Annotated in this window: 26 protein-coding genes; 12 read left to right on the forward strand and 14 right to left on the reverse strand. The window is 35.6% G+C overall.

Annotated features, from left to right (window positions below):
* Positions 1 to 62 precede the first annotated feature (62 nt).
* Positions 63 to 1,178: an SPFH domain-containing protein gene (locus AWV75_RS11380; RefSeq protein ID WP_060874485.1), complete on the reverse strand. Its 1,116-nt coding sequence runs from the start codon at positions 1,176 to 1,178 to the stop codon at positions 63 to 65.
* A gap of 312 nt (positions 1,179 to 1,490) precedes the next feature.
* Here AWV75_RS11380 and AWV75_RS11385 point away from each other — a divergent pair, with 312 nt between their 5' ends.
* The 12 genes from AWV75_RS11385 to AWV75_RS11440 all read left to right on the forward strand — a co-directional run bounded on the left by AWV75_RS11385 (position 1,491) and on the right by AWV75_RS11440 (position 15,667).
* Positions 1,491 to 3,431 (forward strand): oleate hydratase, encoded by a 1,941-nt coding sequence (locus AWV75_RS11385; protein WP_060874486.1) that lies wholly within the window; start codon positions 1,491 to 1,493, stop codon positions 3,429 to 3,431.
* 184 nt (positions 3,432 to 3,615) lie between these two features.
* Positions 3,616 to 4,419, forward strand: coding sequence for a helix-turn-helix domain-containing protein (locus AWV75_RS11390; RefSeq protein ID WP_060874487.1), 804 nt, complete (start codon positions 3,616 to 3,618; stop codon positions 4,417 to 4,419).
* 70 nt (positions 4,420 to 4,489) lie between these two features.
* Positions 4,490 to 5,314: a hypothetical protein gene (locus tag AWV75_RS11395; RefSeq protein WP_060874488.1), complete on the forward strand. Its 825-nt coding sequence runs from the start codon at positions 4,490 to 4,492 to the stop codon at positions 5,312 to 5,314.
* A gap of 303 nt (positions 5,315 to 5,617) precedes the next feature.
* Positions 5,618 to 6,250, forward strand: a complete 633-nt coding sequence (locus AWV75_RS11400) for a TetR/AcrR family transcriptional regulator (RefSeq protein ID WP_060874489.1) — start codon at positions 5,618 to 5,620, stop codon at positions 6,248 to 6,250.
* Entirely contained in the window at positions 6,237 to 7,553 is a 1,317-nt protein-coding gene (locus AWV75_RS11405; RefSeq protein WP_060874490.1) for a TolC family protein, read from the forward strand. The genes AWV75_RS11400 and AWV75_RS11405 overlap by 14 nt, the downstream gene beginning before the upstream one ends.
* Positions 7,554 to 8,699, forward strand: coding sequence for an HlyD family secretion protein (locus tag AWV75_RS11410; protein WP_060874491.1), 1,146 nt, complete (start codon positions 7,554 to 7,556; stop codon positions 8,697 to 8,699).
* An 11-nt stretch (positions 8,700 to 8,710) separates the two neighbouring features.
* Entirely contained in the window at positions 8,711 to 10,285 is a 1,575-nt protein-coding gene (locus AWV75_RS11415; RefSeq protein ID WP_060874492.1) for a DHA2 family efflux MFS transporter permease subunit, read from the forward strand.
* Between the two features lie 332 nt (positions 10,286 to 10,617).
* Positions 10,618 to 10,917: a hypothetical protein gene (locus tag AWV75_RS11420; RefSeq protein WP_060874493.1), complete on the forward strand. Its 300-nt coding sequence runs from the start codon at positions 10,618 to 10,620 to the stop codon at positions 10,915 to 10,917.
* A gap of 939 nt (positions 10,918 to 11,856) precedes the next feature.
* Positions 11,857 to 12,387, forward strand: coding sequence for a YceI family protein (locus tag AWV75_RS11425; RefSeq protein WP_060874494.1), 531 nt, complete (start codon positions 11,857 to 11,859; stop codon positions 12,385 to 12,387).
* A gap of 27 nt (positions 12,388 to 12,414) precedes the next feature.
* A complete protein-coding gene (locus AWV75_RS11430) occupies positions 12,415 to 13,104 on the forward strand; it encodes a hydrolase (RefSeq protein ID WP_060874495.1) in 690 nt (229 codons plus the stop codon).
* A gap of 55 nt (positions 13,105 to 13,159) precedes the next feature.
* Entirely contained in the window at positions 13,160 to 14,932 is a 1,773-nt protein-coding gene (locus tag AWV75_RS11435) for an amidohydrolase (protein WP_060874496.1), read from the forward strand.
* 156 nt (positions 14,933 to 15,088) lie between these two features.
* Positions 15,089 to 15,667: a Crp/Fnr family transcriptional regulator gene (locus tag AWV75_RS11440; protein ID WP_060874497.1), complete on the forward strand. Its 579-nt coding sequence runs from the start codon at positions 15,089 to 15,091 to the stop codon at positions 15,665 to 15,667.
* Between the two features lie 158 nt (positions 15,668 to 15,825).
* Here the strand turns inward: AWV75_RS11440 and AWV75_RS11445 are convergent, their stop codons facing one another.
* The 13 genes from AWV75_RS11445 to AWV75_RS11505 form a co-directional block, all read right to left on the reverse strand.
* Positions 15,826 to 16,257: a VOC family protein gene (locus AWV75_RS11445; RefSeq protein WP_060874498.1), complete on the reverse strand. Its 432-nt coding sequence runs from the start codon at positions 16,255 to 16,257 to the stop codon at positions 15,826 to 15,828.
* A gap of 60 nt (positions 16,258 to 16,317) precedes the next feature.
* Entirely contained in the window at positions 16,318 to 16,764 is a 447-nt protein-coding gene (locus AWV75_RS11450; RefSeq protein ID WP_060874499.1) for an SRPBCC family protein, read from the reverse strand.
* A 16-nt stretch (positions 16,765 to 16,780) separates the two neighbouring features.
* On the reverse strand, positions 16,781 to 17,236 hold the full coding sequence (locus tag AWV75_RS11455; protein ID WP_060874500.1) for a DUF1801 domain-containing protein: 456 nt from the start codon (positions 17,234 to 17,236) through the stop codon (positions 16,781 to 16,783).
* A gap of 59 nt (positions 17,237 to 17,295) precedes the next feature.
* Positions 17,296 to 17,655: a DUF2200 domain-containing protein gene (locus tag AWV75_RS11460; RefSeq protein ID WP_060874501.1), complete on the reverse strand. Its 360-nt coding sequence runs from the start codon at positions 17,653 to 17,655 to the stop codon at positions 17,296 to 17,298.
* 309 nt (positions 17,656 to 17,964) lie between these two features.
* The gene (locus AWV75_RS11465) at positions 17,965 to 18,456 is read right to left on the reverse strand and encodes a hypothetical protein (protein WP_060874502.1); all 492 of its coding nucleotides are present in this window, start codon (positions 18,454 to 18,456) and stop codon (positions 17,965 to 17,967) included.
* Between the two features lie 245 nt (positions 18,457 to 18,701).
* On the reverse strand, positions 18,702 to 19,589 hold the full coding sequence (locus tag AWV75_RS11470) for a helix-turn-helix domain-containing protein (protein WP_060874503.1): 888 nt from the start codon (positions 19,587 to 19,589) through the stop codon (positions 18,702 to 18,704).
* 73 nt (positions 19,590 to 19,662) lie between these two features.
* On the reverse strand, positions 19,663 to 20,580 hold the full coding sequence (locus tag AWV75_RS11475; RefSeq protein WP_060874504.1) for an urea transporter: 918 nt from the start codon (positions 20,578 to 20,580) through the stop codon (positions 19,663 to 19,665).
* Positions 20,581 to 20,620: 40 nt separating this feature from the next.
* Positions 20,621 to 21,412: an urease accessory protein UreD gene (locus AWV75_RS11480; RefSeq protein WP_060874505.1), complete on the reverse strand. Its 792-nt coding sequence runs from the start codon at positions 21,410 to 21,412 to the stop codon at positions 20,621 to 20,623.
* Position 21,413: 1 nt separating this feature from the next.
* Positions 21,414 to 22,052, reverse strand: coding sequence for an urease accessory protein UreG (gene ureG, locus AWV75_RS11485; protein WP_002992420.1), 639 nt, complete (start codon positions 22,050 to 22,052; stop codon positions 21,414 to 21,416).
* 27 nt (positions 22,053 to 22,079) lie between these two features.
* On the reverse strand, positions 22,080 to 22,772 hold the full coding sequence (locus AWV75_RS11490) for an urease accessory protein UreF (RefSeq protein WP_060874506.1): 693 nt from the start codon (positions 22,770 to 22,772) through the stop codon (positions 22,080 to 22,082).
* 3 nt (positions 22,773 to 22,775) lie between these two features.
* Complete coding sequence (locus tag AWV75_RS11495; RefSeq protein ID WP_060874507.1) at positions 22,776 to 23,273, reverse strand: urease accessory protein UreE; 498 nt, start codon at positions 23,271 to 23,273, stop codon at positions 22,776 to 22,778.
* Positions 23,274 to 23,363: 90 nt separating this feature from the next.
* A complete protein-coding gene (gene ureC, locus AWV75_RS11500; protein WP_060874508.1) occupies positions 23,364 to 25,085 on the reverse strand; it encodes an urease subunit alpha in 1,722 nt (573 codons plus the stop codon).
* Positions 25,082 to 25,456, reverse strand: coding sequence for an urease subunit beta (locus AWV75_RS11505; protein ID WP_002992412.1), 375 nt, complete (start codon positions 25,454 to 25,456; stop codon positions 25,082 to 25,084). Before AWV75_RS11505 ends, ureC begins: the two co-directional genes overlap by 4 nt.
* Positions 25,457 to 25,472: the final 16 nt, after the last annotated feature.

Consider the following 25,472-nt stretch of genomic DNA (forward strand, 5'->3'; position numbering starts at 1 on the left):
ATCTATTTGTGAAAGAAGCTACTAGAGATTAGATTCAATAGTCTCTAGTAGCTTTATCCTGTTTATACCTGAGGTAAAGGTGGTGGTGTTTGTGTCCATAAGACATTCAAATCGCTTTGATTTCCAGCCTTATCCCAAGCACTCATTCCATTTTTCCAAACTAAAGTTTCGCGGTTTACCTGTCCTTGAACGGCCATTTGTTTTAACTGTTCTAAATCAATTGGCCCTGTTTGTTGACCATTAAGGGCAACAAAATAGTGAACAAGCGCTGCTTGAGGTATTGGCGGAGGGGTACTGGCTTGAGGTGCTTGTGCAGCAGCCTGACTTTGTGCCATCGCTTGCCCAAACTGATTAGCCATCGCAAAACCAGCACCCATCCCTACTCCTGCTCCTGCTACTCCTGAAGGGTTATTCGCTGCAGCTTCCATTGCTTTAGCCGCTTTCATTTGAGTTAATTTATTTAAATCGACATGGTTTAATCGACTAAGTTCAAAAATCTCCTTCTTCACTTCTTCTGGCATCGATATATTCTCAATCAAGAATTTTGTTACGTCCATTCCATAGACATAAAAATCATCTTTCATATAAGAGAAAATCGCTGTAGATAACTCGTTGAGATTTGCTGCATAATTTTCAATCGGAAGATTGGCTTCTCCAATAGAATCTGTAAAGCGCGTAACAATAACACTTCTCAATTGATCGGTTATGTGTTCCGTTGTAAACGTTCCTGTTGTTCCAACAATCTCGCGAATAAATTGACCTGCATCCGCAATTTTAAAGGTATACGTACCAAAAGCACGTACCTCAATCATGCCAAAGCGATTGTCATTTAGAATGATTGGATTTTTTGTTCCCCAACGTTGATCAATAAATGTTTTGGTATTGACAAAGTAAACTTCCGCTTTAAATGGACTATTAAAACCATATTTCCACCCTTTTAGCGTTGCTAAAATGGGTAAGTTTTGTGTATTCAAGGTATAAGTCCCTGGACGAAAAACATCGGCTAATTGTCCTTCATTAATAAATACTGCCATTTGTCCTTCGCGAACAACGAGCTTCGCATTGTTCTTGATTTCATTTTGAAAACGCTCAAAACGATGTACAATAGTATTTTGCGTCGGATCTAAGAATTCAATGATATCAATGAATTCATTCGTTAGTCTTTTAAAAAAGTTCATATCTTCTCTTTTTCTGCGATTCGTTTATTGAGTAAATATAACAGATTTCTCTCAATTTATAAACGAAGTAATCCTCAAAAGAAGTTTTAGAATGGATCATAGGACGACATCCAAGCTAGCATTGCAAAAAAAGAAAAAAATCATTTGTACAATTTCATTTTAGTTTAGAAAAAAAAGAATTTTAGGTACAAAAAATAGGGAATATTTTGATTTGTTAAATTAAAGAACTATTTGTATTAATTTTATTTTAAGCGGAGTTAAATACAAAATATTTGATTAATTTTAAGTAAATATTTATAATAAAACCAAAAAATGAAAGTAAATACACAGAAGTTTGATAAGATACTAGAGACTTCCTCTAAGTATGGGCATGTAAATCAGGCCCCTAATGGCAATACAGAACCTCCTATTAATACGGCTCAACGTTCGATGCCCTTTGCAGATGAACCAGGTAATTATCAACGCAATAAGGGGATTCCTTCGAAAGATTTTTCTCAAAGCAAAGTCTATATTGTAGGTAGTGGAATCGCAGGAATGGCAGCTGCTTATTACTTTATACGCGATGGTCGTATTCCTGCAGCCAATATTACCTTTTTAGAGCAACTACCCATTGATGGTGGATCTTTAGATGGTGCAGGTAATGCGCAAGAAGGTTATATCGTCCGCGGAGGAAGAGAAATGGACATGACCTATGAAAACCTTTGGGATATCTTTCAAGATATACCTGCATTAGAGCTTCCTAAGCCTTATAGTGTATTAGATGAATATCGTTTGATTAATGACAATGATCCGAATTATTCTAAATCTAGATTCATTCATCAATTAGGAGAAATTAAAGATTTTAGCCAATTTGGACTCTCCAAGAAAGATCAAATGGCTCTCATCAAATTGCTATTAAAAAGGAAAGAAGAACTAGATGATATTACAATAGAACAATATTTTCATTCTTCTTTTTTGGAAAGCAACTTCTGGACGTTTTGGAGAACCATGTTTGCCTTTGAAAACTGGCATAGTTTACTAGAATTTAAATTGTATATGCATCGTTTCTTGCATGATATTGACGGGCTAAAAGATTTATCCGCTCTTGTCTTTCCTCGATACAATCAATATGACACATTTGTTGTACCGCTTCGAAATCACCTTGCTGAATTAGGGGTGCAAATCCGATTGGATACCTTGGTACATGATGTCGATTTACACAGTACGATAGACGGAAAAATAGTAAAAGGATTACTTGTCAATCAAGGCGGACAAGAAACGCGTATCGAGATGAAGGAGCAAGATTTTGTTGTGATTACAACAGGCTCTATGACAGAAGATACCTCTTATGGAACGAATACTACTGTTCCTATCCCCCAAGTGGATAACACAACAAGTGGTAAAAGCCCAGGTTGGAGTTTGTGGAAAAATTTAGCTGCAAAATCACCTGTTTTTGGACGCCCAGAGAAATTCTGTTCAAATATTGAAAAATCGTCTTGGGAATCTGCAACTTTAACTTGTAAACCTTCTCCGCTCATTGATAAGTTGAAGGAATATGCAGTAAATGATCCGTATTCTGGAAAAACTGTTACGGGTGGTATTATTACAATAACGGATTCCAACTGGTTGATGAGTTTTACTTGTAATCGTCAGCCCCACTTCCCTACGCAACCTGATGATATTTTGGTGCTTTGGGTGTATGCTTTGTTTATGGACAAGGATGGAAATTATGTCAAAAAGACAATGCCTGCGTGTACGGGAAATGAGATTTTAGCTGAATTATGTTATCATTTAGGTATTGTTGATTCACTCAATGAAGTAGTTGAAAATACCATTGTTCGAACGGCTTATATGCCCTATATCACCTCTATGTTTATGCCGCGTGCTCAAGGGGACAGACCGCAAGTGGTTCCCGAAGGCTGTCTAAACTTAGCCTTAATTGGGCAATTTGTTGAGACGCATAATGACGTTGTATTTACCATGGAAAGCTCGGTGCGTACAGGTAGACAAGCGGTGTATCAACTACTTAATTTAAATAAACAAGTACCTGATATATTTCCTTTGCAGTATGATATTCGACACTTACTCAAAGCAGCTCATGCTTTAAATGATGATCAACCTATTGTAGGTGAAGCTCTATTGCGCAAATTCTTGCAAGGCACCTATTATGAGCATATTTTGCCAACAGTAGAAAAAAGAAAAGACGACCATGAGTCTTTCTTCGTAGAACAATATGAAAAAGCAAAAGATTGGTTTAAGAAGATGCTAGGTTAATTTAGTTTTAAATAAGAAAATAAATAAACACTAAAATAAGGGGTTTTCAGCCTATTTATTTTAGTGTTTATTTATTAATAGAGCAGTGGAAAGATGGGATGGGTATAATTTGTTGTCAAATCTACTCCTTTAAAAGAGTATTTATTTATCTTCGCATGACCTAGACCTAACGTCACTTAATTCAATGAAAATAGATTTTTACCAGCCTAAAAGTCAAACCCTAGCTAAGTATATTGAAGGATATTATTTTCTTCACAGGGATAAAAATCTTTCCAAACCAATTCGCTATTGGACCTATCCTAATAATTATTGTATTCTTACTTTTAATCGAAACTTTAGTGTTCAAGAAAATGAAGAAGGAGTTGTGCTACGTGCTCATGATTGTTTGAATAGCATGACGTCTTTAGTCTCTCGTTATACCAAACCTATGCAGATCTGCTATGAAGACCTTATCGATGAATTAACTATTTATTTTAAACCTCTGGGAATTAATCAATTTATGACAGATGCCCAATCCTTATTTGAAAAAAGAGTGCATATAGACTTTGTCTTTTCTCCTGATTTTAATCAGAAAATGAATGAACTATTTGATTTAAATATAGAAGCTCAAATTGATGCATTAGAATCGTATTTATTAGTTCTCTTACATGAAAAAAAACTTGATTTGATAGAAAAAATAGTTGGTGATCTAGATGCGGATAGCAAAATAGAAGAAATAGCTAAAAAACATAATATTACGAGACAATATATGAATCGATTATTTGTTAAACATTTAGGGAAATCTCCTGCTGAGTATAGAAAAATTCAACGTTTTAGAAATTCAATTCTAAAACGCAAAGAAAGTAAGAATTATACGGAATTAGCTCAATATGGCTTTTATGATCAAGCTCATTTTAATAAAGATTTTAAACTTCTTACTGGGCATACACCGCAAACTTTTTTTAATCAAGTCAATACATCTCAAGAAAATATTTGGTTATTTATTTAAGTAGGTTACATTTTTACAATTTAAAAAGCTAGCGTTCGCCTAGTTTTGCTGTAAACTAACCAAATACTATATGATGGATTTAAAAAAATACCACCTTTATCTTTACACTTTTTGTAGATATTTTATTGCAACCATAATTATTTCCTATGCCCTAGCCAAATTAGTAGAAACTCAATTTACAACTCAACCTAGTGTTTATGATAAACCTATTTCTGATTTATCTGGATTTCAACTCACTTGGTATTATTATGGATATTCTTTTTGGTATGGAGCAGTAATTGCAGCAGCTCAATTAACAAGCGCCATCTTGTTATTTTTTAGAAAGACAACGAGAATAGGTATTCTACTTTTCTTAACCTTTATGGTCAATATTGTATTGGTAGATTTTGCTTATGATATTCAAGGAGCAAAAGGCATGGCAGTATTGTTAACACTTATGGGACTCTTTGTTTTTTTATCAGATTTCAAAGTCTTTTTTGCCTTACTTATTCAAGAACCACCTTTATTTACAAATATAGATAGGCCACAGTGGTTCCACAAAATAAATAAAGTGAAGTACGTCTATATTCCTTTAGTTTTTATCGGTTTTTTTGTACTACTCACTACTTTAAAGCAACAATATTTAGGAAGTGATCCATTTACAGGAGCATGGGAAAATGTTGAAACAAAAGAGCGTTTGTACTTTGAAGCTGCGCATAGTTTTCAAGAGATTAAACCCTGCACAACAGAACCTCATATGCAAGGAATCTATGAGATAAAAGAAAATCAACTTGTTTTAACTACAAAAGAGAACCAACAACCAGAGACTAATCTAACTTATGATTTTACGCTAAAAAATGATAGTTTGACTTTACTCCTTGGCAATCAGACACGAGTATATAAAAAAATACGCTAATTTTAAATGTAAATTGTGTAAAAAAAGACTTAGATGCTTCATCTAGGTCTTTTTTTTATGCATTATTTTACGATTAAAATCTTTTCTTTTGAGAACAATACGACTGTATTGAATCTGTTTTTGGGACTCACCTATTATACCTAAAACTTCTAATTTACAGAAAATCAAAAACTTATAATTACATTAAACCTATTCAATACTATTAATTAATGAATTAAAACTATTTTATTTGAAAAAAAATGAATAAAACGTAAAAACTAATTAAACGTTTGTTTAATTTTGTACCCGATAAAAAAATAGATCATGGCATTAAATGACAAACAAAAAGAGATTTTATTAATTGCAGAAGAGTTATTTTCTCAAAAGGGAATTGACGGAACCAGCATACGTGATATTTCGAAAGCTGCTGGAATTAATGTTGCTATGATTAATTATTATTTTGGCTCAAAAAGTGCCATGGTCAGTGCTCTTTTTGAAATACGTTTAACCCGTACTAGAGAAAAACTAATCGACTTAACGGATAATAAGCTTCTAAATTCTTTTGAGAAGCTATTGGCTTTTGTAGAGCATCTTATGGCTGTACAATTGAATAATGCAGATTTTCATCTGATTTTGATGAATCAATTGGCTAAGAAACAAAATGTACCTGAAATTTCAGAAGGTATTGTTTTATTAAAGCGCGATATCATGCAACATATCAATCGCTTTATCGAAGAGGGATATGAAAGTGGTTTATTTAAAGCCAAACCAGATCCCATCACCTTTGTCATTTTCTCTATGGGTGTAACAACCTATCTGATTCATCACGAGCACATGCTCTATGAATATTGGAATCTGACCAATCACGACGAATTTAGTTTACATATCAAACAACAGATATACCCTCATTTAATTCAATCCTTTAAATCAATACTAATCTACAATGAACAGAAGTAATTACGTCTTACTTGCTTCATTATTTATTGCCCAAGTTTTCGCTCAAACCCCTACTCCAATCACCTTAGAGGAGGCTATTGCGTTGAGTTTAAAAAACGGCAAGGAAATAAAAAAAGTAAAAGCAAGTACAGAAGCCTCTAGACTTCAGATTCACAGTGCGCAAAATATGCGTTATCCTGAATTAGAAGTATCTGGAACCTACAGCCGTCTTTTTAATGGTACAGACATCAACCTAAAAGTACCTTTACCTGCTTCTTCAGAAGACAAACAAATGCCCGACGTACAACCCAAGCATTTGATGATCGGTCAAGCAAAAGCCAATATTCCCCTGTTTAGTGGTTTTAAAATTACCAACGCGGTTACACAAAGCAAACAATATTATTCTCTCGCTCAATTAAATGAAGCATCTACTACAGAAAATGTTGTTTATCAAACGATTAATTTATACTTCGCGCTGTACAAAACACAACAGTCGATTGCTTTATTAACGGAGAATTTAAAACGCGCCCACCAACGTACTCTTGATTTTGAACAATTCTTAGCTGAAGGAATCATCGCTAAAAATGATTATCTGAGAACCCAATTACAAGAGGCTAATGTGGAGCTTTCGTTAGAAGAAACCAAGAATACGCAAAAAAATATTACCACCCGATTGAAAGTCTTACTTAATCTCGAAGAAGGGGAACCTATTTTGGCCGAAAAAGTACAACCAGTAGCTATTTTTCCGACCAAAACGGATGATCTCTCTTCTCGTAAGGATGTGCAAAGTGCACAAAAAATGGAAGAAATTGCGCAAACGGGAATCAAAATGGCGAGAGGGAACTTCTTTCCTTCTATTGGTTTAACAGCGGGATATTCGGCTATCCAATTGGATCAAGTAGTAGACATTACCAATGCAACAAGCGTGGGTGTTGGGGTGAAATACGATTTAACTCAGTTGTTCAAAAATAGAACAGAAGTCAATAAAGCAAAAGCTAAAAAAATCGAGGTAGACTATCAAGCACAATTGGTTGAAGATTTGGCTAAAGTAGAAATTGATGAAGCCTATAATGCGTATGAATTAGCTTTAAAAAAGAATGCTGTTTTGGAAAAAGCATTGGTTCAAGCGAATGAAAATTACCGTATTGTCAAAGATAAATATGACAATGGATTGACAGACACTGATCATCTATTAGAAGCAGATGTACAACAGTTACAAGCACAAATAGATACAATGTTAGGTGAAGCAGACGAAACCTTGACGCTTTATCAATATGCGTACAAGACAGGTAAATTAATGGACAACTTACAAGTAAAAAACTAAATGGAAACAAATAATACAGCCACTAAAAAACCACTAAACAAGAAATTTATCGTTGCTTTAGGAGCAATCGTACTATTCGGAGGTGGATATGGAATCTATAAATATGTACATTCATTAGCACATGAGAGTACAGATGATGCCCAAATTGAAACTAAAATAACGCCTATTGTATCTAAAATTCCAGGCTATATCAAAACAATCTACATTCAGGATAATCAGATTGTGAAAAAAGGAGATACGTTAATTCGTTTAGATGATACAGAATACGCGATTCAAGTAGAACAAGCAAAAGCAAATTATCAAGCTGCTTTGAGCCAGCTGCAAGTGGCAGAAGCAGGAGAACATACAAGCCAATCGACAGTGCTTTCTTCTCAGGCGGGTGCTTCTACAGCTCAAGCGAATGTCGCTACGGCTCAAGCCAATATTGACGCAGCGAAAACGCAATTGTGGAGAGCTTCGAATGACTATGATCGTTACAATCGTTTATACCAAAGTCAGTCTATTACCAAACAACAATATGAACAAGCTTTAGCAGCAAAAGAAACCGCAGAAAAACAAGTTGTTGTGTTACAAGAACAACTAAAAGCAGTTGAAAAACAAGCACAAGCGGTAGCTCAACAAGTGAATATTAGTAAATCACAAGCAGTTGCTTCAACTTCTCAGATTGATGCAGCGAAAGCAGGAGTTGATCAAGCAAAAGCCAATTTAGATCATGCTCTTTTGTATTTGTCTTATACCGTGATTACAGCAAAAGAAGATGGACAAGTTTCAAAAATCAATTTACAAGCAGGACAATTAATTCAACCTGGACAAGGATTATTCAATACCGTACAAAAAGGGGCTATTTGGGTAGTTGCTAACTTTAAGGAAACACAAATGCAATACATGCGTGAAGGACAACCTGTAAGTATTCAAGTTGATGCTTTTCCCAAACATAAATTTGAAGGAGTAATTAATTCCATGTCGCCTGCTACAGGTGCTAAATTTGCCTTATTACCACCAGATAATGCCTCAGGTAACTTTGTGAAAACGGTACAGCGTATTCCAGTTAAAATTACGTTTACAAACCCAGAAGATGAAATGTTGGTTTATGTAAAACCAGGGATGAATGTAGATATTGATGTCAACATTAAAAGCGGACGATAAACGAGATAACTATGAGTGAAGAAAGCCTAGTAGAGCACGGCTATCGTCGAATTATCATTACCATTACAGCTATTCTTTGTGCACTATTGGAAATTGTGGATACAACAATTGTCAATGTGGCAATGAATGACATGAAAGGGAGTATCGGTGTTTCCTTAACCGATATTGCTTGGGTGGTGACAGCTTATGCTATCGCCAATGTAATTGTAGTGCCTATGACCAGCTGGCTCTCACAACAATTTGGAAGACGCAATTATTTTGCTGCTTCTATTATTATCTTTACCGTGGCCTCCTTTTTATGTGGATATTCAACGACGTTATGGGAGATTATTCTGTTCCGTTTTATTCAAGGTTTAGGAGGAGGGGCATTATTGGTCACTTCTCAAACGATTATAACAGAAAGTTATCCTATAGAAAAACGAGGAGTAGCACAAGCCATTTACGGTATGGGGGTAATTGTAGGTCCCACATTAGGGCCACCGCTCGGGGGCTATATTATTGATAATTATTCGTGGCCTTTTATTTTTTATATCAATGTACCACTTGGAATTTTAGCAACAATATTAACCCTACTCTATGTGAAGAGTCCAAGATATGCTGAAAAAAGTAAATTAAATGAAGTTGATTTCTTGGGAATTATCCTACTTGCCGTTGCAGTTGGATCGTTACAATATGTACTAGAACATGGACAGCAAGATGATTGGTTTGAAAATTCGACCATCCTGACGCTATCGATCACTTCGGTACTGGGATTCTTTTTCTTTATTTGGAGGGAATTAACTTGTGAAAAACCAATTGTCAATTTAAGAGTTCTGAAAGATTCTAATCTGGCTATTGGTACGGTATTATCATTTATTTTAGGTTTCGGACTCTATGGTTCTACCTTTATTATTCCGATTTATACCCAATCTATTTTAGGATGGACGGCTACAGATGCTGGAATGCTGTTAGTACCTAGCTCCTTGATGACAGCCTTTATGATGCCTTTTATTGCGAGAATGTTACAACGAGGGGTGCCACCTAAATATTTAGTAGCCACTGGATTTTTAGTCTTTTTTATCTATAGTTTCTGGGCTCATAATATTTTGACTCCAGATACAGGTAGCGAGCATTTCTTTTGGCCTTTAGTGGTACGTGGAGTTGGTTTGGGCTTACTATTCGTGCCCATTACAACGCTCTCTCTATCTAATTTGAGAAATAAGCAAATTGGTGAAGGAGCTGCATTTACGGGAATGATGCGTCAATTAGGAGGTTCTTTTGGGATTGCTTTAATTACTACTTTTATTTCCCGATGGACCGTGAACCACCGATTGGCTTTGGTTAGTCATTTAGACAGCGCTTCTTTAGAAGTGCAAAATCGCGTGCTAGCTTTACAACAAAGTTTTATAGCAAAAGGATTTACAGCAGATGAAGCTTTACAGAAAGCGTATACCCTACTCGATTTAAGTGTAACCAAACAAGCAACTGTATTGACCTATATGGATGTCTTTATGTTCTTAGGCGTTTTATTCTTAATCTGTATTCCTTTTATTCTAATTCTAATTAAAAAAGGAGCTGGAAAAATCATTGCTGGTGCAGGACATTAAGTACTTACTCGCTATAAATAATAATTGGATCAGAGAAAGAATGAATTTTCAATGCGCAAAATAGTCCTTTCTTATGCTACTTAATCAAAGCGGGCGTTCTTCTAGAACGCCCGCTTTTTGTTATCCTGCTGTTATAGTGTACTCACTTGCGCCCGTTTATCCTTCATAGGAAGGATTCGAAATATAAAAATAGAACAACCGATATGATTCATCTCTTAGGGTATTAACAAGTGATACAGCAAAATTGCATATTCAACTAACAGTTCGTTAATTCAATTAATAGTGTTAAAATTTACGAGTAATTTTAAATTATCAACCTTAAAACAAACAAAATGAAGAAAAGTTTAGTATTATTTGCATTTCTATTTCTGTTAACCGGAGGTGCAATGTTGGCTCATACTCCTGTGCAGCTGACGACGGATGCTGTAGAAAAAAGTTTTGACCCAACGAAATCTTACAGTTATACAATCTTTATTGAAGAACTTAGCACAGGTACCTTAGTTTATCAGGAAACATTTTGTGCGACAGAAGCCGAGCTTCCTGCTATTTTTCAAAGAATTCTTGAACCGTTTGGAGAAGATATCTACGACAATTATCAGATCTCAATGCATGATAATGGTCGATGCAATTAGTTTCAATTTTATTACTTTTAAAACAGCTAGGCTAAATCCATTTAGTCTAGCTGTTTTTTTATGGGATAGTTGTTAGAAAAGCCGAGAGCAAACAGGTGTTTAATTAAAACCTTGGGAATTTCGGTTAAAATGAGAATTTTAAACCTAAACAATAAAACATCCAGAACCCTCAAATTGCATACGATCTATACTGATGCTAGTATTCTCTCAAAGCGAAATATTCAGGTGTATATAAGGATATTTTGAGAAAATACTCCTTTTTTTATATTGTTTTTACTAAATTTTGTTAATGAATTAGGTTATTCCAAATAAATTAAATACCTTTAACATGTTTTGAATTAGTGCTTAAGAAATATATACTATATCTTACTGCTGCTTTAAGGAGAATAACAACAAAACAGCTTTCTATGAATGAAAGCTAGATTATATCACTTCTCTAGTAGTATCTTTAAACGTTAACTGATACACTACTTCAACCAGTACAATACTCCCTTTATCCTGTAAACAGGATCAAACCACTTAGGGAAAGACAACATCTAGCGATTGTCGATACAAACTAAAACAAAAAATTATATGGTGAATGCTTAGCTATTCGGCAGGTAATTGTATGGAGTACCTTTACTTTTTTTAATCAAAGACATGGTTAAACGAGTTTTAGTAGCCTCTTTATTTTATAGTACGCGCTAAAGATTATTTCGTTTGATTGAGTAAGAAATACAGTAAAACATAACTCCCATCTAATTACATACCCCTGTAGCTAAAAACAAGTATCCTTCTTTGTTCTTTCTTTAACTAGTTCAATGTAATCCGATTTTCTTCGGTCTACCTTTGAACTATCAAATGAAAGACTAGGATGTCATGAGGAACAGAAATTATACAGATGAAGTTTTCCTGACTCCCCTACTGATAAAATAAGACAACACTAAAATCAAGATAACTATGAAAAAATCAATTTGGGTGCTTGATCCAACACATTCCGAAATCGGATTTAAGGTTAAATACATGATGTTTACCAATATAGCAGGAAAATTCACATCAATACAGGCCGTAATAGAAAATGAAAACGACAATTTTGAAACGTCTACAATTTCATTTACAGCAGAAGCCAACTCTATTGATACCAATAATGGAGATAGAGATAAACACTTAAGAAGTGCTGAGTTTTTTGATGTTGAAAACTATCCAAAACTTTCTTTTAAATCAACAAAAATTGAGAAAAACAAGGAAGGAGAGTATACCATACACGGAGACTTAACCATTAAAGATCAGACACAAAGGATTGTTTTAGCTGCAGCATATAGTGGCTTAATGAAAGATCCTTGGGGTAATACCAAAGCGGGTATTTCACTCACTGGAAAAATTAATAGAAAAGAGTTTGGATTAACCTGGAACTCAGCGCTAGAAACAGGTGGAGTTTTAGTAGGTGATGATATCCAATTGATGGCTGAGATACAATTAATAAGAAAATAATAACTAACTAATTTAAATTTTAAAAAGATGAAAAAAGTATTTTTAACTTTCGTTTTAGGTTTAGTAACAGTAACAGCATTTGGACAAAAACCAAGTCCAGAATTATTGAGTCCAACCAATCATTCCTTAGTATTGATTGACCATGAAGGGCAAATGGCTTTTGCGACGCATAGTATTGCAATGCAAGAATTGAGACAAAACACGGCCATTGTAGCAGGAGCTTCAAAAATATTTAATGTACCCACTGTGATTACCACAGTAGCAGAGAAATCATTTAGTGGGCCTGTTTTCCCTGAAATTATGGAGTTTTATCCACAAGCTACTTCAAACTATGTTGACAGAACTAGTATGAATACTTGGGAAGATGTAAAGGCTCATAAAGCAATTACAGGAAAAGGAAAAAAGAAGATAGTTATGGCAGGATTGTGGACTAGTGTATGTATTGTTGGACCTGCATTATCTGCTTTACATGATGGATATGATGTTTATGTCATTAGTGACGCCTCTGGAGATGTTTCAGAAGAAGCACATAATCAAGCGATGACTAGAATGATTCAAGCTGGAGCAAAACCAATGACTTCAATTCAATATTTATTAGAGTTACAACGAGATTGGGCACGCCAAGAAACGTATAAAGCAGTGAACGATTTGATTGCTAAGTATGGAGGATCTTATGGTATAGGTATCCAATATTCTAGAGAAATGTTGAAACATTAATCTTACAGCGGATACGTTAACACGTATCCGCTTTTTTTAATTTAAAATTAGAGTGATGAAAAAAAAATATACTGTTTTCATATTGAGTTTGATAACGGTTTTTTCATTGTATGCGCAAAAAGCAGATATTATTATCTCCAATGGAAAAATTACCACACTCAGTGATACAAAACAAGAAGTAGAAGCAATTGCTATTGCAGGGAACAAAATATTGGATATTGGTTCAAATAAAGACATTTTGAAGCATAAAGGAAAAAACACAAAACTAATTGATGCCAAAGGGAAACGCGTAATACCAGGGCTATTTGATAGTCATTTACATGTTATTCGCGGAGGTAGATTCTATAATTTAGAATTGCGCTGGGATGGTGTTACTTCATTGAAAACGGCTTTAGGAATGCTTAAAGAACAAGCTGCTCGTACGCCAAAAGGACAATGGATTCGAGTAGTTGGTGGTTGGAATGAATATCAATTTGAAGAGAAAAGATTACCAACCCTAGAGGAAATTAACGAAGCTACAGGTGATGTGCCCACTTTTATCTTATATCTATATGGAAAAGCCTGGCTAAATAAAGCGGGAATCCAAACCTTAAATATTACTGGAGATACGCCAAATCCAGCAGAAGGCCTTATACAAAAAGATGAACAGGGAAATCCTACTGGATTGCTCGTTGCTGAACCGAATGCGTTTATCCTATACTCTACCCTAGCTAAACTTCCAACGATGACTCGAGAAGAAGAGGTGAATTCAACCCTGCAATATATGACAGAGTTAAATCGCTTGGGTGTTACTGCAGTTATGGATGCGGGGGGTGGGTTTCAAAACTTCCCTGATGATTATACGATTACAGATGAGTTGAATAAACAAGGAAAAATTACGGTTAGACTACCCTATTTCTTATTTGCTCAAAATAGAGGATCGGAATTGAAAGATTACACCAAATGGTTGGGTATGGTTAATATAGATGAACACGCACCTAATGGTCATAATGATATTGATTATCATGTGGGAGGTGGTGGTGAAAATTTAGTGGGTGATGCTGGTGATTTTGAAAACTTTCTATTTCCACGCCCAATACTTCCCAGTGCCATGGAACATAATTTAAAATCGGTAATTAGTCTTTTGGTTCAAAATAGATGGCCTTTCCGCTTACACGCTACTTATAATGAAAGTATTGAGCGATTCTTAAATGTAATTGAAGAGGTAAATAAAGAGACGCCACTAAATGGGCTTGTTTGGTTTTTTGATCACGCGGAAACGGTGAGCGAAGAAAATATGAAAAGAATTAAAGCATTGGGCGGTGGTATTGCCATTCAACATCGCATGGCCTACCAAGGAGAAAGCTTTATCAAACGCTATGGTAAAACCCCAGCGCTTGCCTCTCCTCCAGTTAAGCGAATGCTAGAATTGGATATTCCTGTTGGATTAGGAACTGATGGTACACGTGTAGCCTCTTATAACCCATGGATTGCTTTATATTGGATAACAACAGGTAAAACGGTTGGAGGAAATCAAGTGATGGCTAAAAGTAATACGATTAGCCGTATAGATGCCTTGCGATTAGCAACACACAAAGGATATGAGTTGTTAAAAGAACCTAATAAAGGGAAAATTCAAAAAGGATACTACGCAGATGTTGTGATCTTAGATCAGGATTACCTGACAATACCAGACCAGGCGATTAAAAATGTTACGAGTGAACTAACAATTGTAGATGGGAAAATTGTTTATGGAAATAAAGCATATAAAATGTTTGCCCCTACACCACTTCCTGTGATTCCAAACTGGAGTCCTGTAAAATATTTTGGTGGTTATCAGCATCAATAAAGGGAATAGAAGATTTCGTTAAAATCAGTTGAAACACATAAATCTCTCTATTGGCCAAAAGATCAAAGTGGTGGAGTATTTTAGAAGTGGCAGTAGGCTTGAAAAAGAAAGGATATCGTGTGTTTCTGATTTACATCATTCAAAAACTAAAAATAGATGTATATAAATATACTTAACAATGTGGGGCGGTCTGTGAAATTTACTGAAGAAGAAGAAGAAATCTTTATCAGTCTTTTAAAGAAAGAAACTATCCCTGCAAAAACAAAGCTTTTACGAGAAGGGGAAATATGTAATTTTGAAGGGTATGTACAAAAAGGTTGTATCCGCATTTATTATGTTAATGAAGATGGTTTTGAAGTTACTATTTCCTTTGCAATAGAAGATTGGTGGGTAAGTGACATTGCTTCGTTTCACGAACAAACGCCTTCAGATTTATATATTGAAACTTTAGAAGACACGGAGCTCTATGTACTTACTCCTATAACAAAAGAGCAATTAGTACAAGCAGTTCCAAAATTCGAAAGAGTATTTAGAATACTAGTCCAAAGAAATCTAACGAGTGTACAAAATCGCTTAATTAATACCATTTCAAAAAAAGCATCTGATAGATATCTGGAATTTATTTCATTGTATCCAACGATCCCCCAACGAGTGGCGCAATATTACATTGCCTCTTATCTAGGGGTGACAGCTGAATTTGTAAGTACAATTAGAAAGCGATTGCTCGAAGAATAAATAAGAAGAATAAATAAAGGGACTGTCTTGGAAGACGGTCCCTTTTTGTTTTTGAACACAATTTATAAATATAATATCAACATTACTTTCTCCCGAATTCTCCTTGATGGAAAACAGGGAGTACTAAAGAAAGCCGTGTTTGTACGATGTGTTTGTTTTTATTGTGGAACGGTATCAAAATTAACCATCCAGTTTACGCCAAATTTATCTGTAGCCATACCGAAATAGGCTCCCCAAAACATTTGATCCATCGGCATAATAATTTGTCCACCTGCAGAAATAGCAGTAAATAATCGATCTGCTTCTTCTTTACTTTCGGCATTGATTGAAATAGAAAAATTATTTCCTTGTACAAATGTAGGAGTACAATCTCCTCCTGTATCACTACCCATTAATACCGTATTACCGATAGGTAAACTCACGTGCATTATTTTATTTTTATCTGCTTCAGGAACTGTAAATCCTTCTTGTGGTGGCATTTCGCCTAGTCTTCCAATATAGGTGAATGCTCCACCGAAAACGGATTTATAAAAGTTAAATGCTTCTTCGCAATTGCCGTCAAAATTTAAATAAGTGTGTACTGTAGCCATAATTTGATTGGATTTAATGGTTTATAAGATTGGATTATAACGTGAGGATAGAAACTTCGTTTAATTATCAGGAATTGTAGGTTCAACTAGCTTCTTTAATTTGTCTAGGCTTTCCTGCCAGCCCAAATAACACATTTCTACAGGAATAGCATCTGGAATACCTTCTTGTGTAGCTATAATTTCCGTACCACATGATACTTCTTTCAAACGAATGGTGGTTATCATTTCTCCAGGTAGTTGAGGATCATTAAAGCGATCGGTATACTTGATTACTTCCTTGTCAATAATCTCAACATATTGTCCGCCAAAAGCATGGCTCGTTCCTGTTGAAAAATTGGTAAAAGACATTTCGTACGTCCCTCCTACCTTAAACTCCATGTGGTGAAGTTTGGCTGTAAATCCATAGGGAGGTAACCACGAAACAAGTGCATCAGCATCAGCAAATGCCTTAAAGACTTTAGCTGGACTTGCCGTAAATACACGATGTAAAGTTACTTTGTTTGCCATAAAAAGTAGATTAAGGTTACTTTTTCAGTTTACTTTCATATAAATCAATCCACTGTTGAGCACTCATTTTTTGCATTAATTCTCCAATGAGTTGGTAAGGAATTTCCTCTAATTTCTTAAATCGAATACAGCTTTTTCCCATATCCAATTTTTGCTTACTATGTTTAGGGTATTCTGTAACAAACCAATCCAATAAAGTTGGATCTGAATAAATACCCATATGATAAAAATTAATCGAATTCTTTTGAGAAGCTAGTCCTGCAAAAGGCAAAGGTTCAATGGGTTTACAGTGATATCCTGCTGGATAAAGGCTGTGAGGAACAACATAACCCAATCCTCCATAACTAATTGCAGCTTCAAAACCGGAAGGCAAATGATCGACGATAGTCTGATGTAATTTTTTAAAAGCCTCTGCTCGTTCTGCTGGTATATGTAATAAAATTTCGTCTACTGTACTTCCTACTGCTTTCATGCGAATGGGTAATTTTTACTGTGAATTAATTTAGAATTAAGTTGTTCTTTTGAAAACAGTTATCTCAATATCTTTTCCATTTTCTTTCCTTTGGCTAGTTCATCAATTAGTTTATCGAGATACCTAACCTTTTTGGTTAATGGATTTTGAATTTCTTCAATTTTATAGCCACAAATAACGCCTTTAATTTCTTCCGCTTTTGGGTTTAATTGGGCTCTTTCGAAAAAGACTTCAAAAGTAACTTTTTCGTCCACCAATTTAGTTAGCTTTTCTGGATCAAAACCCGTCAGCCATTCAATGACTTGATGCAGCTCTTCAATGGTTCTTCCTTTACTTTCTACTTTCGCAATATAATGTGGATAAACAGAAGCAAATGTCAGCGTAGCCATACGAAGATTATGTTGTTCTGTTTCTTTCATCTTATTTTTTTATTAGTAGCTTTTCAAAATTAAAATAGCACCGGTTGGATCAGCTATTTTATTTAGGCTTAATCGTTCTACTAAGGTAGTAAAAACAAGAATATGAAGTATTTATAGGGTTTATTTATGTAAATCCTATATTTATTTAACATAAAATACTGGATTTAAGAAATAAGTATAATTTGTTTATCCTCTTTTTTGGTATTAAATAAACCTTTATTATGATACTATTTCCTATTATTTAACCCCATTAATCCCGCTAACTTTTAAGTTTAAAAAAATTAAGAACCTAAAAAAATGATATTTAGCTTATTTTTTGAGGTAAACAATCTTCATAAAACGAGTTTTTTCTGGTGCGTGATCATACCAAGTAGATGCTCGTTGAAGAACTAATGTTGACTTATCAACATCTATGATCTCATATTCAGTAAGATCTATATAATCATCTCCGCGAAATTCAGTTACGAGTTGATGGTTATCTAAAGTATAACTATGCGAAGTTGTGCCTTCTTGACAACTATCATGATGCTCATATTGATAACTGAAATGTTCAATTAAAGTCTGTTCTTTAATCTCAAGACGCGTTAATGGACAATTATGAATATTAAAAGCATCTATCTCTTTTACTATTTTCTTGTGTTCATCCAAATACACAATTTTTGATTCCTCCCAGATTCCCTTAATTGCAGTAGAGTAATCAATACCAGGACAAACAATAACAGAGTCGGAATCATCACTAGAACAACTTGCTGTTAAAAGTCCAACTCCAAGGAATAAAAGGAATAAAAAAACATTCTTCATAATGTACCATTTAAATTAATTACAATATTAAGCTAATTTTAAGCAAAAATGAATTTGTTTTTTGTTGGCTGCTAAAATAATTCAAATAATATTGTTTATTTAATTTAAAAAACAGTTGACAAACGGATGGTTTTTTGAATAAAAGATATATCGGCATAAAAAACAATGCAAAATACGAACAAAATAAACATAACATGATGAGCGAGACCAATACAGGTTGCAGTTATTTTATACGTGAGATCAGACTATAAAATAAATTTATGTCGGCGATAATCACTAGGAGAATATCCCGTTACCTTTTTAAATAACCTGGTAAAATAAGAAGGCGAATTGTATTTTAATTCAAAGGCTATCCCTGCAATATCTCTACTTTTATCCTGTAATAAAATTTGACTGTGTAAGATACTAATCTCGTTAATCCATTGCTTGGGTGGCTTATTTGTAGCTTCTTTGACACATTTGTTTAAATAATTTTCTGAAATATGAAGTAAGTTAGCATAGAATAAAACATTCTTGTGATCGATGTGAAATTTTTGAACCATTTCTCTAAAGCGAAAGGCAATATCCAGCTGTCGGCTCATAGGTGTTTTCTTTTCCATATCTACGCGAATTACCTTCATTAAAACCGTTTCCAACAACGTAATACAAATCTCTTCATCGCGTTGTTCACTGGTGCTTTCTTCCTCCAATAAATCAAGCGTTCTCCCGACCCAATTGGCATTGACTTCATTTAATTTGACATAGGGATTCATGGTGAAAAACTTCAAGTCGTTCGCACCCAATGAAATATCGGTAATCACATCATTTTCATATACTACAAAATACCCTTGAATATCATCTGAAATAGATAAAGTCGCAGTAATATTGCCATTTTTAACATTGATAATCTCATTTTGGGATAAGGTGTACGCCCCACTATCTAAATATTGTGTCATCTCTCCCTTAGTCAATAAGATTAAAAAATTAAATGTGGTGCGATAGGGAATAACTGGCATTAAAATACCTCGCAAATAGTCTTCCAAACGATAGACTTGTATTTTACTATCGTTTTTTAAATAACTATCACTCAAATGAGGCAAAAACAACTTTTTATATTGATAGTTGTTTAATATTTCAATAGAAGGTTTCGACATGTTGAATCCAAAAAATAAAACAAAGTTTATAAAATAAAGGTAACATCATACGTAATCAAGAACTAATTTTTTATTATTTCGAATGAAATAATTCATTCCATAGCCTATTTATTCCTAGTTCATCTAGTTTTAATACAATCCATTTGTCCAATCGCTTAATGGGATACATTACCCACATGGCAAATACAAACGGAAAGGTTAAAGTGGTCCATCCGTATTGAATCATAAAGATATCAAAATAGGTGGAGATAATCACACTAATTAGCACATACATCCCAGCACGTACTTTATCCTCTCCCATGGCTATTCCACAGAGGACAGCATTAAAGCTAAATACACCTTCGTTAATTAACGCATTGGAAGCGTGATTGCTGTGTGAAATATAAACGCTGACAATAACGGCTACAAATCCATATAAGGCTTGTATAGGGCGACTGATAAAGACGCCTAAGAAAAAAACGACTCCTGCAACAAAGCTCCCTTGAAAAAGTACTTGACCAAAAGCATGCCCTTGAATTAAAAAATCATCGAGTTCTTGAATATCGACGAAATGTTCTGGAACAGAGCGAATCGCTAAATCGGGAATACTCAAAATAAACAAGGAAATCCATGTAAAAATAATAAAGGGAAAGGTATAAGCTGGCAATTCGCGTTTCATCGCCCAATGCATGAGTACAGTTGAACTAATGGATGAGGCAATCATCAAAAGATACACCCATAAGCTAGGCTGAAAGTAAAACATCAACGCTATAGCAATCAAACAAGGATTAAAGCCATACAGTCCATTTTCGATGTCCTCTTCCTCGTACTTTAATAGTTTAGCCGTTAAGATGGCCACAACATTACTCAAAGACGCGGCCAAGGCCATATCCGTTGAATCATAATAGATTGCGGCTAAGAATAAAATCCCCGTTAGCGCATTCGCTTGCAGCATAATTTGTCCAAACCCCTTAAAAAAGGCATTAAAACAATGGATTAGTAGTGCTTTCATTCGTTTTTATTTTTAGTATTTGTCGGGGTTTATGTTGTATTTAAGATAGCATGAGATCATCCCAGAGCTTCTGCTGAATCGCTTGAAAAATGGTAAAGAGTTTCTCTGCGCCTTGTCCTAAAAGGCGAACCATAAAACCATCTCCTTCTACTGCACTAATTCCAAAGGCAATGGCCTCCATTTCTCCATATTGCTCATGAAAAAAGTCGATGTATGTTTGTACGCTTATTTTAGCCGTATTATAATAAATCAACGTTCCTTGATGCGTATACCCTTCTAGAATACCTAATCCTTGCAGCGGCATTAACTCTGGTTGTAACAACACATTATCCTTCAGTTGGAGCTTTCCTTCATAGTAGAGTTCAGTGAGATTTTGAAAATGATCATATTCAAATTCCTCTCCCGATAGTTTTCTACCACAAGTAATGATATCAGACAATAAAAAATGACAATTGGCCTTTAGTTCTACCCTATTTCGACTAATAAAAGTAGAAGCGCGTTGAGGCACCACAGGATGTGGAACATAAGCAAATACACTTCCCTCTTCCATTTGAATCGTCGTCGTTTGTGTCGATTTGTTTTTCATGTGAAAAAGACGTTGGTACGCCTGTGTTTGCAATTGTAGTTTTGTATTTGGTGCAAGATTAATGGTGATCTGATGTTCATCATTATCTAATAATCCAGGGGATGAACTCATAATCATCAAATACGCCGCTTTGTCCTTTTTGTATTGTCCAACAGGTACAATGCGGAAAGGTTGCGTAACGTAAGCATCTTTTAAATAAGATAAGCCTTCGCGCTGTTCAATCTGAATGGCTAAAGAAGAAACCATATTATCGCACTAAATTTGGTTCATCAATGTCTTCGAGTAAGGCATATTTTTTGATCCATCCCACAATCTCTTCTAATCCTTCTCCTGTTTTTAAATTAGAGAAAAGAAAAGGAGCTCCTTTGCGCATGCGTCTCGCATCGCTTTCCATCACACTTAAATCTGCACCAACATAGGGAGCTAAATCGATTTTATTAATCAATAATAAATCAGAACGCGTAATAGCTGGCCCTCCTTTTCTCGGTATTTTTTCTCCTTCTGCTACATCAATTACAAAGATGGTAATGTCTGCTAAATCAGGACTATAAGTTGAAGAAAGGTTATCTCCCCCACTTTCAATGAGAATTAATTCCAAGTCAGGAAAGCGATTCGCCAATTCTTCCACGGCTTCTAGGTTCATACTAGCATCTTCACGAATAGCAGTATGGGGACACCCCCCGGTTTCTACTCCTATGATTCGATCTCGATCCAGTAAGCTGTTTTTAGCCATGAATTCAGCATCCTCTTTGGTATAAATATCATTCGTAATAACAGCTAAGTCGTATTCATTTAATAAACGGCGACTTAAGCGTTCTAATAAGGCAGTTTTTCCAGATCCAACAGGTCCTCCAACGCCAATTTTTACATATTTTCTAGTTTCCATGATTATTTAATCTGTTTAATTTGTGATTTAGGATAGATATAGTCTTGAATACAATCGCTCGTGTTGCATAGAGCGAATGTCAAAACCAATGGTACATAATCCTATTAAATTGCGGTCCATTTGCAGGGATTCTTCACTTAATTGAAGCAAGTCATCGTGTAAGTAATACAGAATGTCTTGTCCATCTAATTGTCCTAAAGGCACTAATTTAACCGCATTGGTTACCATACCAATAGCAGCATTATAGTAATAGGCATGCATGGCTTCAACTAAGGGAATTTGCATGATAGCAGCAAATAAACCATACAGAATACAATAGTGATTGTATATGGCTTTATTTTGTATTTGGGTTCCCCACGCTTGTACGAGAGGGTGTTCTTGATGGTATCGACTAAATATTTTATACAACCGCAAACCTAATTTCTGACTTGCTACTCTCGTTTCCATTGGCGCTTTTAAGGCATTACATTCTTGGTCTAAAAGAATTAATTCTTCTAGTTGAGCCTGTTGTGTTGCATCATAGGCTAATTTCATCAAGGCAGCATCATTGTATTTTAAATTATACCACAAATAATGTCGGACATACTGATCTGCCGTGGTCTTATCACAGACTCCTCCGTTCTGTACATAGGTTTCTAATCCATTAGAATGGGTATATCCTCCTATGGGCAAAGTTGGATCTGCTAAATGCAATAGTCGACCTAAAAATGATTCTTGCATGAGTTAAATCTTTAGTACTAAACCGCCCTGAGGTAGTTTAAATGATATTTTTTTATGTTGTTCGTAATCCACATTGGCATTCAACGGATTACTCAGTTTTTTTTGCTCTACTTTGGGCTCATATCCTTTGCTCGTTAACCAATCTTGCATCGGACGCTCATAAGGCATATACAAATAGGCTCCTTCTACAAAAAGAGGAACGTGTTTGTTGCCAATTTCATACGCCAACCAACTTAGCTGACTCCAGTGATCTGTAGCAACAACAAGCGCCTCACAAGGTAAAATATAAACCATAATTACCTTAGATTCATCTTCATATAAAATATCTCCCTCAGTTAACCGTTGATTTTTGCCTAAAAATCGAATAGCAATCGCTTGCCCATCAGCTGTAGTAAGTCGTTGGATGCGTTTGCTTGTTTGGTACCAAGCGATAAACAAAAAATCAATCTGCTTTTCTACTTCTTGAGGAAGGCAATTGCGTATGGCTTGTGTTATAATCATTTTTAAACGAAAAAGTGAGAATACAAGGCCACTGTGTGATCCTTGTATTCTCGAGTTGAATTGGGCTATGTTTGTTGTTTCTCTACTGAATTAAAATAAGAAGTAACGCTGTCCTAAAGCAACTTCATCTATGGGTTGACAGGTAATCTTTTTACCGTCAATGCTTACCTCATAATTTTCTGGATTCACAATAATCTCAGGTGTAGCGTGATTGTGAATCATATCTGCTTTGGAGATATTTCTACAATTGACTACAGGAAGTAAGGTGCGTTCAATTCCGTATTCTTCTTGAATGCCTTTGGTTAAAGAAACCTGAGAAACAAAGTTGAAACACGTTTGCGTTACGGCCTTACCCAAACCACCGTACATGGTGCGTAATATAATCGGCTGTGGGGTTGGAATTGAAGCATTTGCATCTCCCATTTTAGAGGCAGCAATCATTCCCCCCTTGATAATCATCTCTGGTTTTGCACCAAATAAAGCAGGTTTCCAAATGACTAAATCCGCTATTTTTCCAGGTTCAATGGATCCGATATACTGAGAAACTCCATGTGCAATTGCTGGGTTGATGGTGTATTTGGCTACGTAGCGTTTAGCGCGGAAATTATCATTGTCCTTTCCTTCGTCTTCCGCTAATGGTCCTAGCTGCTTCTTCATCTTATCTGCCGTTTGCCAAGTTCTAGTGACAACTTCTCCAACGCGTCCCATGGCTTGCGAATCTGAACTCATGATACTGAACACGCCTTGGTCTTGCAAGATATCTTCTGCCGCTATCGTCTCTGGGCGGATGCGTGAATCAGCAAAAGCAACATCTTCTGGGATATCTTTGCTCAAATGATGACAAACCATCAACATATCCAAATGTTCATCAATCGTATTTTTCGTAAATGGACGAGTTGGGTTTGTTGACGCAGGTAATACATTGGGATACATGGCAGATTTAATAATATCTGGCGCATGTCCACCCCCTGCTCCTTCGGTATGGAAGGTGTGAATTACTCGGCCATTAATTGCTTGCATGGTATCTTCTAAGAAACCTCCTTCGTTCAAGGTATCCGTATGGATGGCTACTTGAACATCATATTGATCTGCAACAGTTAAAGCTCTATCGATGGTAGCTGGCGTCGCTCCCCAATCTTCGTGTATTTTAACCCCTAAGGCTCCTGCCTCAATTTGTTCAATAATTGGGGCTTCTGTACCAACATTTCCTTTTCCGAAGAAACCAAAGTTCATCGGCAAGTGATCAACGGCTTGCATCATGCGTTTCAAGCTCCATTTTCCTGGTGTTACGGTTGTAGCATTTGTTCCATCAGCAGGACCTGTTCCGCCGCCAATCATGGTGGTAATACCGCTATATAAAGCCGTTTCTATTTGCGTTGGACTAATATAATGGATGTGAGTATCAATCCCTCCAGCAGTCACAATATAACCTGCACCACCGTGTACTTCTGTTGAAGCTCCAATAATCATATTAGGCGTTACATCATCCATTGTATCTGGATTTCCTGCACGTCCTACTCCTACAATTTTACCGTCTTTAATTCCAATATCTCCTTTGACAATCCCCCAATGGTCAAGGACAATGGCACCCGTGATAACTAGATCAAGTACGCCTTCATGACTCAAATGATTGGACGATTGCATCATTCCATCGCGTACTGTTTTTCCCCCACCAAATTTGCTTTCATCACCGTAACTTGCAAAATCTTTTTCCACTTCAATGATGATAGCTGTATCTCCTAAACGCACACGATCACCAACTGTGGGACCAAAAATAGCGTTATAGTTTGCTCTACTAACTTTTAAACTCATACACTTTTGTTTTTAAAGTATTGTTTTTCCACTTTTTTCATCGCTGCTATTTTAGCTTCTTCCGAATGAGTTTCTCCGTTAACCAAATCATTGTGCCCGTATATCTTACGTGCTCCGGCATAAACCACTAGTTCAACTTCTTTTTCTTCTCCGGGCTCAAAACGAACAGCTGTACTTGCAATAATATTGAGGCGTTTTCCAAAAGCCGCAGCTCGATCAAACTCCATCATTTTATTCACTTCAAAAAAGTGATAATGTGATCCAACCTGAATTGGTCGATCTCCTTTATTTACTACCGTAATGGTAGTTATAGCTCTACCTTCATTACAGATAATAGCTTCTTCTTTACTAAAATATTCTCCTGGAACCATGGTATTACTGACTTAA

Source organism: Myroides odoratus (assembly GCF_001549985.1).
Classification (GTDB): Bacteria; Bacteroidota; Bacteroidia; order Flavobacteriales; family Flavobacteriaceae; genus Flavobacterium; species Flavobacterium odoratum_A.

Coding starts and splice junctions, on each gene's coding strand:
- AWV75_RS11380 (WP_060874485.1), bottom strand. CDS start 1,178: ATGAACTTTTTTAAAAGACTAACGAATGAATTCATTGATATCATTGAA.
- AWV75_RS11385 (WP_060874486.1), top strand. CDS start 1,491: ATGAAAGTAAATACACAGAAGTTTGATAAGATACTAGAGACTTCCTCT.
- AWV75_RS11390 (WP_060874487.1), top strand. CDS start 3,616: ATGAAAATAGATTTTTACCAGCCTAAAAGTCAAACCCTAGCTAAGTAT.
- AWV75_RS11395 (WP_060874488.1), top strand. CDS start 4,490: ATGATGGATTTAAAAAAATACCACCTTTATCTTTACACTTTTTGTAGA.
- AWV75_RS11400 (WP_060874489.1), top strand. CDS start 5,618: ATGGCATTAAATGACAAACAAAAAGAGATTTTATTAATTGCAGAAGAG.
- AWV75_RS11405 (WP_060874490.1), top strand. CDS start 6,237: ATGAACAGAAGTAATTACGTCTTACTTGCTTCATTATTTATTGCCCAA.
- AWV75_RS11410 (WP_060874491.1), top strand. CDS start 7,554: ATGGAAACAAATAATACAGCCACTAAAAAACCACTAAACAAGAAATTT.
- AWV75_RS11415 (WP_060874492.1), top strand. CDS start 8,711: ATGAGTGAAGAAAGCCTAGTAGAGCACGGCTATCGTCGAATTATCATT.
- AWV75_RS11420 (WP_060874493.1), top strand. CDS start 10,618: ATGAAGAAAAGTTTAGTATTATTTGCATTTCTATTTCTGTTAACCGGA.
- AWV75_RS11425 (WP_060874494.1), top strand. CDS start 11,857: ATGAAAAAATCAATTTGGGTGCTTGATCCAACACATTCCGAAATCGGA.
- AWV75_RS11430 (WP_060874495.1), top strand. CDS start 12,415: ATGAAAAAAGTATTTTTAACTTTCGTTTTAGGTTTAGTAACAGTAACA.
- AWV75_RS11435 (WP_060874496.1), top strand. CDS start 13,160: ATGAAAAAAAAATATACTGTTTTCATATTGAGTTTGATAACGGTTTTT.
- AWV75_RS11440 (WP_060874497.1), top strand. CDS start 15,089: ATGTATATAAATATACTTAACAATGTGGGGCGGTCTGTGAAATTTACT.
- AWV75_RS11445 (WP_060874498.1), bottom strand. CDS start 16,257: ATGGCTACAGTACACACTTATTTAAATTTTGACGGCAATTGCGAAGAA.
- AWV75_RS11450 (WP_060874499.1), bottom strand. CDS start 16,764: ATGGCAAACAAAGTAACTTTACATCGTGTATTTACGGCAAGTCCAGCT.
- AWV75_RS11455 (WP_060874500.1), bottom strand. CDS start 17,236: ATGAAAGCAGTAGGAAGTACAGTAGACGAAATTTTATTACATATACCA.
- AWV75_RS11460 (WP_060874501.1), bottom strand. CDS start 17,655: ATGAAAGAAACAGAACAACATAATCTTCGTATGGCTACGCTGACATTT.
- AWV75_RS11465 (WP_060874502.1), bottom strand. CDS start 18,456: ATGAAGAATGTTTTTTTATTCCTTTTATTCCTTGGAGTTGGACTTTTA.
- AWV75_RS11470 (WP_060874503.1), bottom strand. CDS start 19,589: ATGTCGAAACCTTCTATTGAAATATTAAACAACTATCAATATAAAAAG.
- AWV75_RS11475 (WP_060874504.1), bottom strand. CDS start 20,580: ATGAAAGCACTACTAATCCATTGTTTTAATGCCTTTTTTAAGGGGTTT.
- AWV75_RS11480 (WP_060874505.1), bottom strand. CDS start 21,412: ATGGTTTCTTCTTTAGCCATTCAGATTGAACAGCGCGAAGGCTTATCT.
- ureG (WP_002992420.1), bottom strand. CDS start 22,052: ATGGAAACTAGAAAATATGTAAAAATTGGCGTTGGAGGACCTGTTGGA.
- AWV75_RS11490 (WP_060874506.1), bottom strand. CDS start 22,772: ATGCAAGAATCATTTTTAGGTCGACTATTGCATTTAGCAGATCCAACT.
- AWV75_RS11495 (WP_060874507.1), bottom strand. CDS start 23,273: ATGATTATAACACAAGCCATACGCAATTGCCTTCCTCAAGAAGTAGAA.
- ureC (WP_060874508.1), bottom strand. CDS start 25,085: ATGAGTTTAAAAGTTAGTAGAGCAAACTATAACGCTATTTTTGGTCCC.
- AWV75_RS11505 (WP_002992412.1), bottom strand. CDS start 25,456: ATGGTTCCAGGAGAATATTTTAGTAAAGAAGAAGCTATTATCTGTAAT.